This is a genomic window from Luteibacter rhizovicinus DSM 16549, from assembly GCF_001887595.1.
In the GTDB taxonomy this organism is placed as follows: domain Bacteria; phylum Pseudomonadota; class Gammaproteobacteria; order Xanthomonadales; family Rhodanobacteraceae; genus Luteibacter; species Luteibacter rhizovicinus.
In genome coordinates this window covers 270,083-282,840 of the sequence record NZ_CP017480.1, presented here as the reverse complement: position 1 = coordinate 282,840, position 12,758 = coordinate 270,083, and the positions used below count along the sequence as shown (strand labels likewise).

General features: G+C 64.2%; 7 protein-coding genes. 2 read left to right on the top strand and 5 right to left on the bottom strand.

Annotation, left to right across the window (positions count from 1 at the left end):
- Positions 1–92 precede the first annotated feature (92 nt).
- Positions 93–1,313, top strand: coding sequence for an acyl-CoA dehydrogenase family protein (locus BJI69_RS01355; RefSeq protein ID WP_342016334.1), 1,221 nt, complete (start codon positions 93–95; stop codon positions 1,311–1,313).
- Positions 1,314–1,378: 65 nt separating this feature from the next.
- Here the strand turns inward: BJI69_RS01355 and BJI69_RS01350 are convergent, their stop codons facing one another.
- The 5 genes from BJI69_RS01350 to BJI69_RS01330 form a co-directional block, all read right to left on the bottom strand.
- Positions 1,379–1,792 (bottom strand): hypothetical protein, encoded by a 414-nt coding sequence (locus BJI69_RS01350; protein WP_046966478.1) that lies wholly within the window; start codon positions 1,790–1,792, stop codon positions 1,379–1,381.
- Positions 1,743–2,036 carry a BrnT family toxin gene (locus BJI69_RS01345; protein ID WP_071924841.1) on the bottom strand — a complete coding sequence of 98 codons (294 nt, stop codon included), beginning with the start codon at positions 2,034–2,036 and terminating at the stop codon, positions 1,743–1,745. The genes BJI69_RS01350 and BJI69_RS01345 overlap by 50 nt, the downstream gene beginning before the upstream one ends.
- A gap of 279 nt (positions 2,037–2,315) precedes the next feature.
- On the bottom strand, positions 2,316–5,639 hold the full coding sequence (locus tag BJI69_RS01340) for an efflux RND transporter permease subunit (protein WP_078022958.1): 3,324 nt from the start codon (positions 5,637–5,639) through the stop codon (positions 2,316–2,318).
- 12 nt (positions 5,640–5,651) lie between these two features.
- Positions 5,652–6,899, bottom strand: a complete 1,248-nt coding sequence (locus BJI69_RS01335; protein ID WP_046966477.1) for an efflux RND transporter periplasmic adaptor subunit — start codon at positions 6,897–6,899, stop codon at positions 5,652–5,654.
- Positions 6,896–7,552: a TetR/AcrR family transcriptional regulator gene (locus tag BJI69_RS01330; RefSeq protein WP_052767049.1), complete on the bottom strand. Its 657-nt coding sequence runs from the start codon at positions 7,550–7,552 to the stop codon at positions 6,896–6,898. Before BJI69_RS01330 ends, BJI69_RS01335 begins: the two co-directional genes overlap by 4 nt.
- A 268-nt stretch (positions 7,553–7,820) precedes the next feature.
- Here BJI69_RS01330 and BJI69_RS01325 point away from each other — a divergent pair, with 268 nt between their 5' ends.
- Positions 7,821–12,740: an NAD-glutamate dehydrogenase gene (locus BJI69_RS01325; RefSeq protein WP_046966475.1), complete on the top strand. Its 4,920-nt coding sequence runs from the start codon at positions 7,821–7,823 to the stop codon at positions 12,738–12,740.
- The last annotated feature ends 18 nt before the right edge of the window (positions 12,741–12,758 follow it).

Below are 12,758 nucleotides of genomic sequence, written 5' to 3'. Positions count from 1 at the left end.
GATAGAGAGATACATAAGGATGGGGCCCCGCCGGCCCAGCGTCAAGGCCGATGTTGCAGTGCATGGAGGCAATGGCTCGAACGGCCGTTAGAATGGGCGGCTTGTCTCTACCCCAAGACTTGCCAGCCTCCCGGCCGGCCCGAGGAATGCTCATGGATTTCCGCTTTACCGACGACCAACTGTCGATCCAGTCCATCGCCCGTGACTTCGCCCAGAAGCGCATCGCCCCTGTCGCCGCCGAACACGACGCGAAGGGCGAGTTCCCGCTGGAGAACATCCAGGAAATGGGTCAGCTGGGCCTGATGGGCATCGAAGTGCCCGAGGAGTACGGCGGTGCGGGCATGGACCCGGTGGCCTACGTGCTGGCCATGGTCGAGATCGCCGCGGCCGATGCCGCCACGTCGACGATCATGTCGGTCAACAATTCGCTGTTCTGCAACGGCATCCTGAAGAACGGCACCGAAGAGCAGAAGCAGAAGTACGTTCGTGCGATTGCCTCGGGCGAGGCCATCGGCGCCTATGCGCTCACCGAGCCGCAGTCCGGCTCCGATGCTTCGAACATGCACACGCGTGCCGTGAAGAACGACGCGGGTGACTGGGTGATCAACGGCAAGAAGAGCTGGATCACGTCCGGCCCGGTTGCCCGCTATATCGTCCTGTTCGCGGTCACCACGCCGGGGATGGGCGCGCGCGGGGTGTCGGCCTTCATCATCGACACGAAGCGTCCGGGCTTCCTGGCCGGCAAGACCGAGCCGAAGCTCGGCATCCGCGCCTCGGCCACCTGCGAAATCGAATTCCACGACTACGTGTGCCCGGCGGACGACATGCTCGGCGCCGAAGGCAAGGGCTTCGGCATCGCCATGGGCGTGCTGGACGCTGGCCGCATCGGCATCGCGTCTCAGGCGATCGGGCTCGCCCGCGCCGCGTACGAAGCGACGCTGACCTGGTCGCGCGATCGCAAGGCCTTTGGCCACCCGATCGGCACGTTCCAGATGACCCAGTCCAAGATCGCCGATATGAAGTGCAAGCTGGACTCGGCCCTGCTGCTGACCCTGCGCGCCGCGTGGGTGAAGGGCCAGGTCGAAAAGACCGGCGGTCGTTTCGGTACCGAAGCTTCGATGGCCAAGCTGGTCGCCTCGGAAGCGGCGATGTGGATCACCCACCAGGCGGTGCAGATCCACGGTGGCATGGGTTACTCGAAGGAAATGCCGCTGGAGCGTTACTTCCGCGATGCGAAGATCACTGAGATCTATGAGGGGACGAGCGAGATCCAGCGACTGGTGATTGCGCGTGCGGAGACGGGGTTGCGCTGAGGCGCAGTTCTTTTCCCTGGATCTTTGAATACGAAAACCCCGGCATTGCCGGGGTTTTTTTTGGGCTAAGCGGTAGCGAAGGCGAGTTCACGGGCTTCCGGCATGAGTGCTTCGAGGCTGGGACCGTCACCCGTTATCAGCGTCAGCGCATAGGGCGCCATTTCGGGCATGTCGCTCAAGTTGATGCAGTTATCTTCCATGGCGGCAACCCTTGCGATCAATGCCGGGAGCAACCGCTCAATGTGGTCGAAGGGGCCGCCGGCGAGCTCACGTTCCCGGGCTTCAGCCATCAGGCGTCCGAGGAAATGGCCACCAGGTCCAAGCCTCATCCAGAGGGCGTCCGGAGGGGTTTCGGGGATGTCGCTGTAATCGATGGGGCGGTCTTCGAGCGCGGCAAGCTCGGCGATCTGCTCGGCCGTCGGTTGAGCATCAGGTTCGAGCGTGCACGTGACGATTGGTCCAGTATCCAAGGGATTCATTATGGTTGGCCTTTCGGGCTGAGATGAGGCGGATGTTCTGGCCACGCCAGGTGAAAACAACAAACAGTAAACTGCCAGCGCCCAAGGCGACGATACGAATACGCTCTTCGACACAGTGGTCGGGGCGCGGCATTTCGACATAGTGAGGGTCGTTGAAGATGAGGCGGGCCGTTTCGAAGGAGACGCCGTGTTTCGATAGGTTTGAACGTGCTTTCGCGGCATGCCACTCGAAGTTCAGGGTCATGACTGACCCCGCACGAACATGGAACTACGTTCAACGGGTGGTTGGGAATGGAAGGATTCTGAGTTTTCGTCCATGGAGAGATCCGTGTTTCCGGATCACCAAGGGTTGATTCAGTCGCTCCTGCGTTCTGTCGGGTGGGAGAGGGGAGTGAGGTGGGTGGTTTCTTTCGGTGTGTGCGACGAGTTGGGGCGGAGAGCATCGCCGATGAATCGGCTCCTACATGGAACATAAAAAAAGCCCGGCTTTCGCCGGGCTTTTTCGTTCGCGATGTTGCTTCTCTTACGTGCCGCGATGCGGTTCCGAATCGAAGGCTCTTACATCGCCCACATTCGGTGCATGCGGCTGGAGGTTGGTCGGGCCACCGTCGTGCGGGCCGTGACCATCACCACCGCCGTGCGGATCGTTGTCGTCGTCGTGACCGACGTGCGGCATCGTCTTGGAGACTTCGTCCAGCTTGTCGCCCAGCATGCGGCGGACGCTGACGTAGAACACCGGGATCAGCAGCAGGCCGAGGAAGGTGGCGAAGAGCATGCCGCCGATGACGCCCGTGCCGATCGCGTGGCGGGAGTTCGCACCCGCGCCGGTCGAGATCGCCAGCGGGAACACGCCGAGGATGAAGGCCAGCGAGGTCATCAGGATGGGGCGGAGTCGCAGGCGGGATGCCTCGACCACGCCTTCGCGAAGCGTCTTGCCTTCCTGCTGCTTCTCCACCGCGAACTCGACGATCAGGATGGCGTTCTTCGCCGCCAGGCCGATCACCGTGATCATGCCGATCTTGAAGTAGATGTCGTTCGGCAGGCCGCGGAGCATCGAGAAGACGACGGTACCGAGGATGCCCAGCGGCACCACCAGCAGCACGGCAACCGGGATCGACCAGCTTTCGTACAGGGCGGCAAGGCAGAGGAACACGATGACGATGGACAGTGCCAGCAACATCGTCGACGAGTTACCGGAGAGGATTTCCTGGTACGACTGACCTGTCCAGTCGTAACCGAAGCCCTTCGGCAGCTTGTCGTTGACGATGCCTTCGACGACACCCATGGCCTGGCCGGTGGAGTAACCCGGCGCTTCGTTACCGACGATTTCCACCGCCGAGTAGCCGTTGTAACGGTTGAGCGTCGGTGCCGCCATCGTCCACTTCGAGTGGACCACGGTGGACAGCGGGATCATCGAGCTGTCGGTCGCCGTGGATGCACTGGCCACCGAACTGCCCGTGGTGCTCGACGTGCTGCTGGACGAGGCCGAGGCCAGCGTGCTGGGCGTGAAGATGTGGGCGAACGCGTCCGTACCCATGCGGTAGGGGGCGTCGGCCTGCAGCATCACGCGCTTCACGCGGCCACCGTACTGGAAGTCGTTGATGTACACCGGAGCCAGCGTGAGCTGGATCGCGGTATAGATATCGCTGACATTCAGGCCCATGGTCTGTGCCTGGGTGCGATCCACGCTCAGCTGCAGCAGCGGTGCGTCTTCCAGGGTGTTCGGACGAATACCGACCAGGGCCTTGTTCTGCGCCGAGGCGCCGAGCAGGGCATTGCGGGCCTGGGTCAGTTCGTCACGCGACTGGCCGGCACGCGCCTGCAGGTACATGTCGATACCGCCGAACTGCGACAGGCCGCGGATCGTGGGCAGGTTGACCACGAAGATCGTGGCGTTGCGCACGGCCTGCATCTTGCCGTTCATCTGCTGGATGATCTGGGTGGCCGTGAGGTCACGGGTATCCCAGTCCTTCAGCTTGATGAAGTTCATGCCGACGTTTTCACCCGAGCCCACGAAGCTGAAGCCGGAGATCTGGAACACGCCGGCGACCGAGGGGTCTTTCAGGATGATGGCACGCATGTCCGTCATCACTTTTTCGGTGCGGGCGATGCTCGAACCGGGCGGCAGCTGCACGATGGCCAGCGCGTAGCCCTGGTCTTCGTCGGGGACGAAGCTGGTCGGCAACCTGGCGAACAGGAAACCGCAGAGCACGGCGATCAGCACGAACACGATCATCCAGCGCGGGGCATGACGAATCGCGCTGCCGATGTGACCGGAATAGGTGTGCTGGACCTTGTCGAACACCTGGTTGAACTTGCGGTAGACGATGTTCTTCCGCTCGCCGTGGGTCGGCTTGAGGATCGTCGCGCAAAGGGCCGGCGTGAACGACAGGGCGAGGAAGGCCGAGAAGCCCATCGACACCGCGATCGTCAGTGCGAACTGCTTGTAGATGATGCCCGAGGCACCCGGCTGCAGGGCCGAGGGCACGAACACCGCCGCCAGCACCACGGTGATGGCCACGATGGCGCCGGTGATCTGGCCCATGGCCTTGCGCGTGGCGGCGGCAGGCGGCAAGCCTTCCTCCGACATGATGCGTTCGACGTTCTCGATCACCACGATCGCGTCATCGACCACGATACCGATGGCCAGCACCATGCCGAACAGGGTGAGCTGGTTGACGGTGAAGCCGAGCGGCGACAGACCGAGGAAGGTGCCGAGCAAGGCCACCGGGATGACCAGGGTCGGGATGATCGTGGCGCGGAAGTTCTGAAGGAACAGCAGCATCACCAGGAAGACGAGGATGATCGCCTCGACCAGGGTATGCACCACTTCCGTGATGGAGATCGTCACGAACTGGGTCGTGTCGTACGGAGCGAACCAGGTGACACCGTCCGGGAAGCTCTTGGCCAGGTCGGTCATCTTGGCGCGTACGGCGTTGGCGACGTCCAGCGCGTTCGCGCCGGGCAGCAGCTGCACACCGAAGGAACCGGTGGGCGTGCCACTCCACTGGGCATTGAAGCCGTAGGTCTGGGGGCCGAGTTCGACGCGCGCGACATCTTTCAGGCGAACGACGGTGCCGTCGTTGTTCGCGCGGATGATGATGTTCGAGAACTCTTCCGGCGTGGTGAAGCGGCCTTCCGCCGACACCGTGGCGCTGAAGCCCTGCCCGTTGACGGCCGGATCCGTACCGATCGAGCCGGCGGCGAACTGGACGTTCTGCGTGCTGAGCGCGTTACTGAGCGCGGTCGCCGAGAGGCCGTAGCCACGCAGCTTGTCCGGATTCAGCCAGACGCGCATGCCGTACTCGGAACCCAGCTGACGCGTGCTGCCCACGCCCGGGATACGGGCGACCTGGTCGAGCACCTGCGAGGAGACGATGTCGGTCAGGCGGTTGCCGTCGATGGCCGGATTGGACGAGATCAACGCCACGAACATCAGGAAGTCGGGGTTGGACTTGGCCACCACGACGCCCTGCTGGGTGACTTCCGAAGGCAGGCGAGGCGTCGCGAGCGACACCTTGTTCTGCACCTGGACCTGGGCGATGTCCGGATCGGTACCGGTCTCGAACGTCAGCGTGACGGTTGCTGTGCCGCTGGAGCTGGAGGCGGAGCTGAAATAGAGCAGGTGATCGATACCGGTCAGCTGCTGCTCGATCACCTGGGTCACGGTCTTTTCGGTCGTGTCCGCGCTCGCACCCGGGTAGGTCGCCGTGACGACGACCTGCGGCGGTGCGATGTTCGGATACGACTCGATACCCATGTTCAACAGGGAGATCGTGCCGCAAAGGCTGATCAGGATCGCCACGACCCACGCGAAAATGGGGCGGTCGATGAAGAAAGTCGGCATGACGAAACTCCGTTACTGCTTGCCGGCGGGGGCGGCCGAAGAGGCTGCCTTTGCCGGAGCGGGGGCGCCAGGGGCACCGGCGTCCTGCGTGGCCTTTGCCGGGGATGCGTTCACCGGGCCGTTTTCCTTCGCTTTGGCGAGGCCGTCGATGATGATCTTGTCGCCCGGCTTCAGGCCGCCGGTGACGATCCAGTTCGCACCGTTGATGCGGTCGGTGACGATCGGGCGACGGACGGCCGCGGACTGCACGGTCTTCTCCTCACCCGTCTGCGGATCCTTGGTCTTGCCTTCGCCGACGACGAGCACATAGGCGCTGCCCGGGTCGCGCAGCACGGCGGCCTGGGGCACCAGGTACACGTTGTGCAGGTTGCCCAGGTTGGCCTTGACCGTCACGAACTGGCCCGGCAGCAGGCGAATGTCGGGATTGGCGAGCTGCGCGCGCAGGTTCACCGTACCCGTTTGCGGGTTCACCGTGGCCGAGGAGAAGTCGAGCATGCCCTTCTCGTTGTAGTCGGAGCCATCCGGCAGCTGGATGCTGACCGTGGACTTGTCGGTGGCCGAGAGCGTGGCGTCGCCCGACGCGGCGGCGCGGCGCATGGTGTCGAGATCGGACACCGACATGCTGAAGTTCACGTAGACCTGGTCGATCTGGTCGACCTGGGTCAGCAGGGTGGTGTCACCCTGGCCGACGAGCGCGCCTTCGGTCACCTGCTGCTGGCCGGCACGGCCATCGATCGGCGAGACGACGTCGGTGAAGCCCAGGTTGATCCGGGCCGACTGGACGTTGGCTTCGGCCTGCTTGACGGCGGCGTCGGCCGTACGCTGGGCGGCCTCGGCGGTGTCCAGGTCCTGCCGTGACACGTAGTTCTTGCCGATCAGGCCGCGATTGCGGTCGGCCGTGGCCTTGTTGTTGGCTGCCGTCGCGCGCGCCGAGGCGAGCAGGGCGAGCTGCGAGTTGAGCTCGGCCGTAAGCGGCTGCGGGTCGATCTGGAAGAGCTTCTGCCCCGCCTTCACGTCCGTGCCTTCCGCGTAGACGCGCTTGAGCAGGATGCCGGGCACGCGGGCACGTACATCGGCCGTGCGCAGGGCGGAGATGCGTCCGACCTGATCCTGGATCAGGGGAACGGTCTGCGGCTGGGCGTCAATGACGCCTACCGGGGCCGGTGGTGGCGCCGGCGGTGCTTCCTGCTTGTGGCAGGCGGCGAGTGCCGCGGCGAGACCGATGGCCAGCAGGGGTGTGCGCAGGGGCAGGGGATTCATGAGAACTCCGTTCCTTTTCCAAGTTTCTTGTTCGTGAGTGCCGACGCATCCGGAAGGATGTCGTACGCATGCATAAATACAGTTACCGCGTGTCGCGCCCAGTCGTCCTGTGCCTTTCGTCCCCTCGCGTGCATGCCGAAGAGGCGACGGTCCCCTTCGAGCCCGTGAAGCATGGACAGGAAGAGCTCCGCGGCGACCTCGGGGTCCTCGCGGCGCATCATTCCGTCGTCCATGGCCTCGGCCATGCAACCAGCCAGCCGGGTCGCCACGGTGTCGATCGCGGTCCGGAAGAACGTGCGCGCCGCGGCCGGAAACCGCGGTGCTTCCGCGATCAGCATCCGGCCCAGCGCCACGTGCGCCTGGTCCATCACGTAGGTCTGGTGCGCCCTGGCCAGTGCGATGAGCGTGGTACTCAGGCCGCGACTTTCCGGGGTGAGGGTGGCATGCAGGGGTAAGACAAGTTGTTCGACGGCGGCGTGGAACAGGGTGTCCTTGTTTTCAAAGTGCGCATACACAGTTTGCTTGGACACGCCCGCCTCGCGTGCCACGGCACCCATGCTGACGCGATAACCGTCACGCAGGAATAACGCACAAGCTGCCTGGAGCACCCGTTGCTGACGATCGGAAGTCGGCCGGGGATCCAGGTTCGTCATTTTGTATACCTGCTGGACTATACCGTCCAGTTTAGAATCTCCCTCGGACCAGCGTCAACGGGCATGGGCAACATTCGCGTGCGAATTGTTGCGTTGCACTCGCGGCCGGGTGGGGAGCATGCACGCTTCACCTCGTGAGAGGTTGCGCAATATGTCGCGCCGCACTGAAAAACTGGCAACGAGCGGTGCGCGTTGGTGTGGCTACATGCCATGTGTGAGAGCTATGCTTTGACGGTTTTCCTCTCTCTCCCCACATCGATATCCGCCCATGAATGCGATTCGCGCCGCAGCAGACGGCCAGTTTCACGCCGTTGTTTTCGATGAACTGAAGAAGATCGGCTACCCCGCAGAGCGCCTCAACGAGGCGCGCTTTTTTATCGAAGCCTTTTTCGAGCGCATCGCGCCGGCCGATTACGCGCTGCACGCGCCCGATCGCTGGGCCGCGCTGATCGCCGACCTGCTCACGTTTGCCCGTGAGCGCCAGGCGGGCAAAGCCAAGGTCCGCGTCTACAACCCAGGCGTGTCCGGCAGCCGTGCCGTGATCGAGGTCGTCACCGACGACATGCCCTTCCTGGTGGACACCGTCTCGATGGTGGCCGCCGCCCATGCCGACATCCAGGTGATCATCCACCCGGTCGTGCCGGTGGTCCGGTCCGCCGCTGGCGTGCTGGAGACGATGGGCACGGGCGAACACACCGAATCGGTCATGCGCTTCGAGATCGATCGTCTGGACGACACCGAGCTGGATACGGTCAAGGCCAATCTCGAAACGGCCCTCTCGGACGTGCGCGAGACCGTGGACGACTGGCGCGCCATGCGGGCCAAGATGAACGAAGTGGCGGACGATCTCGGCAAGCGCTCCCTGCCTTACACGGCGGACGAAGTGCGTGAAGCCACCGATTTCCTCCGCTGGGTCGCGGATGACCACTTCACCTTCATGGGTTACCGCGAATACGAAGTGGCGCACGGCGAAGGCGACGACGTCCTGCGCACGGTCGAAGGCTCGGGCCTCGGCATCCTGCGCGCCGCGGAGCGTTCGCTCGCGCCGCGCTCGCTGCGTACCCTGGTTGCCAGCGAGCTGCCACGCTCGGGCTCTACCGACGCCATCATCCTGACCAAGACCAATGCCCGCTCGCCGATCCATCGCGCGGGCTACATGGATTACATCGGTGTCCTGAAGTTCGACGAGAAGGGCCGCCCGGTTGCCGAGCAGCGCTTCCTCGGTCTGTTCTCGTCCAACGCGTACATGGCCCATCCGCAGCATGTGCCCCTGGTTCGCGACAAGTGCGAGGCGGTGATGACCCGCTCCGGCCTGAAGCGCGATTCGCATTCGGGCAAGGCGCTGCGTCACATCCTCGACACGCTGCCGCGCGACGAGCTCTTCCAGTGCAGCACCGACGAGCTCTACGCCCTGGCCATCGGCCTGCTCGAGCTCGCCCAGCGCACGCGCACGCGCCTGTTCATTCGCCGTGACAGCTACGGCCGCTTCTTCTCCTGCCTGGTCTTCATTCCGCGCGACCGTTTCAACACGGCCGTGCGCGAGCGCGTGGAAGGCGTGCTGCGTGAAGCCTTCCATGGCGAGCACGTGGATTCCGCGGTGTTGATGGGTGAGGCCGCGCTGGTTCGCCTGCACGTCGTGGTGCGTCCCCGCATCGGCGACCACCCGGTCTACGATGCCGCAATCATGGAAGCGCAGATCGCCTCCATCGCGCGCAACTGGAACGACGAACTGCGCGATCGCCTGATCGAAATCGCCGGCGAGCAGCAGGGCATCATCCTGGCCAACCGCTACGGCAAGGCGCTCCCCGCCGGTTACGTGGATGAAGTGGCGCCACATGTGGCCGCCGCCGACGTGCGCGCGCTGGCCGGCCTCGATGGTCCCGACGCGATCAGCATGTCGTTCTACCATCCGCAGAACCGTCCGGAAGAACTCCGCTTCAAGGTCTATCGCTCCGGCTCGGACATCGCCCTGTCCGAAGTGCTGCCGCAGCTGGAGAACCTTGGATTGCGCGTGCTCACCGAGCACATGTACGAAGTGAAGGTCGCTGACAGTGCGCTGTTCATCCAGGACTTCGAAGTCCAGCCGGTCGACCGTCTCGCCTTCGACGTCGAGCAGGTCGGTTCGATCTTCGAGGATGCCTTCGAGCAGATCTGGCGTGGCAATGCCGAAAACGACGGCTTCAACCGCCTCGTCCTCGGTGCCAAGCTCGGCTGGCGCCAGGTGGCCATCCTGCGCAGCTACACCAAGTACCTGCTGCAGACCGGTGTCGCCTTCTCGCAGGCGTACATGGAAGACGCGCTCAACCATTACCCGGCCATCGCCGGCCTCATCGTCGAGCTGTTCAACGCACGCTTCGATCCACGTCGCGAAAACCTGGACACGGCCGAGCGCGAACGTGCCGAAAGCCTGCTCTCGCACGAGATGCACGCGCTCATCGGTCCGGAAACGCTGGCGGCGCAGCCGGGTCTCATCGGTAACCTCGTCTCCTCGCTCGGCCGTCCGCGCGCCGAGCAGGCGGCCGCCGTGGAGGAAGCCCTCAACGCGCTGCTGGATAACGTTTCCAGCCTCGACGAAGACCGCATCCTGCGCAGCTTCATCGCGCTGATCCACGCGACCCTGCGTACCAACTTCTTCCAGCTGTGGGACGGTGCGTATCGTCCGTATCTCAGCTTCAAGTTCGATTCGCACCAGGTGCCCGAGCTGGCCAAGCCGGTGCCGTTCCGCGAAATCTTCGTCTACGCCCCACGCGTGGAAGGCATCCACCTGCGCTTCGGTTCCGTCGCGCGTGGCGGCCTGCGCTGGTCCGATCGCCGCGAAGACTTCCGTACGGAAGTCCTCGGTCTGGTCAAGGCGCAGATGGTGAAGAACACGGTCATTGTGCCGGTCGGTTCCAAGGGCGGCTTCTTCGTGAAGCGTCCGCCGGTGGGCGGCGATCGCGATGCGCAGCTGGCCGAGGGTATCGCCTGCTACCGCATGTTCATCAACGGCCTGCTCGACATCACCGACAACCTCGTCGAGGGCAAGGTGGTGCCGCCGCACGACGTGATCCGTCACGACAACGACGACCCGTACCTGGTGGTCGCCGCGGACAAGGGCACGGCCACGTTCTCCGATATCGCCAATGCGATCTCGACGGAGCACGGATTCTGGCTCGACGACGCCTTCGCTTCCGGCGGCTCCAACGGCTACGACCACAAGGGCATGGGCATCACGGCCAAGGGCGCGTGGGAATCGGTCAAGCGGCACTTCCGCGCCATGGGTCGCGATTGCCAGACCGAAGACTTCACCGTGGTCGGCGTCGGTGACATGTCGGGCGACGTGTTCGGCAACGGCATGCTGCTGTCTGAGAAGATCCGCTTGTTCGCCGCGTTCGATCACCGTCACATCTTCCTCGATCCGAATCCGGATTCGGCGAAGTCCTTCGTCGAGCGCCAGCGCATGTTCGCCCTGCCGCGTTCCTCGTGGGACGATTACGACAAGTCGCTGATTTCGGCCGGCGGCGGCGTTTATCCGCGCAGCGCGAAGTCGGTTCCGGTGTCGCCGGAGATCAAGGCCGTGCTGGGCATCCGCAGCGAGGCGACGCACATGGCGCCGACCGATCTGCTCTCGGCGATCCTGAAGGCTCCGGTAGACCTGCTCTGGAACGGCGGCATCGGTACCTACGTCAAGGCCACGAGCGAGACGCATGCCGATGTCGGCGATCGCGCCAACAACGCCTTGCGTGTGAATGGCAACGAGCTGCGCTGCAAGGTGGTGGGCGAGGGCGGCAACCTGGGCATGACCCAGAAGGGTCGCATCGAGGCCGGCCAGGCCGGCGTGCTGCTCAACACCGACTTCATCGACAACTCCGCTGGCGTGGACACCTCCGATCACGAGGTGAACATCAAGATCCTGCTCAACGACGCCGTGCAGCGTGGCGAGCTGACCTTCGAAGGCCGCAACAAGCAGCTCGCCGAGATGACCGACGAAGTCGGCCGCCTCGTGCTGTGGGACAACTATCGGCAGAACCAGGCCATCACCGTGATGGAGCACCAGTCGGTGCGGCGCCTGGGTTCGATGGCGCATTTCATCAGCACGCTGGAAGCCGAAGGCATGCTCGACCGCGCCGTCGAGTCGCTGCCTTCCGCGGCTGAGCTCAGCGAGCGCAAGCTCCGCGGCCAGGGCCTGACGCGTCCGGAACTGTCCGTGTTGCTCTCGTACGACAAGATCCGCCTGTTCCAGCAATTGCTGGATTCGGATGTGCCGGAAGATCCGTACCTCTCGCGCGAGCTGGTGCGTTACTTCCCCGTGCCGTTGCACGAGAAGTACGCCGAGCACATGCAGCGCCATCGCCTGAAGCGCGAGATCATCGCTACCGCGGTGACCAACTCGACGATCAACCGCATGGGCGCCACCTTCATGATGCGCATGCAGGAAGACACGGGCCACGGCCCGGCGTCCATCGCCAAGGCGTATACGGCGGCGCGCGAGATCCTCGATGCCCGCGAGCTGTGGGCCGAGATCGAAGCGCTCGACGGCACGGTGGCCGAGAACACCCAGATCGACGCGATCCTGCAGATCTGGTCGTTGCTGCGCCACCTGACCCGCTGGCTGCTCAATCGCCCGGGCGGCACGCTGGATATCGCTGCCAATGTCGACCGCTACGCCAGTGAAGTCACGGTGCTGCGCCAGGCTTTGCCGGATGCCCTCACCGATACCGGTCGTGGCGATTTCGCCTCCAGCCAGGAAAAGTGGGAAGGTCTGGGTGTGCCCGAGTCGCTCGCTGTCCGCCTCGCACGGGTCTCGGTATTGCGCGCGGCGCTCGACATGGTCGAAGTGTCGAAGCAGAGCGGCAAGGACATCGCTACGGTCGCGAAGGTGTTCTACGAGCTGGCCGAAGCCCTCGACCTCGAGTGGCTGCGTGACCAGATCGAAGCGCTCAACGTGGAAGGTGCATGGCACGCGCAGGCCCGCGGTTCGCTGCTGGACGAGCTCAACGCCCAGCATCGTGCCCTGGCCCTGCAGGTGATCTCGGTCGCCGGCGATCGTACCGATGTCAGCCCGGTCCAGGCCTGGCTGCAGCGCGACGACGCCACGCTCAAGTACACCCGCGCCATGCTTGCGGAAATCCTCACCCAGAACGCGGACTACCCGATCGCCTCGGTCGCCGTCCGTCGCCTGGCCCAGCTGGCGCAGATCCCGGTCTGATCCGCCTGGCACCGAAGC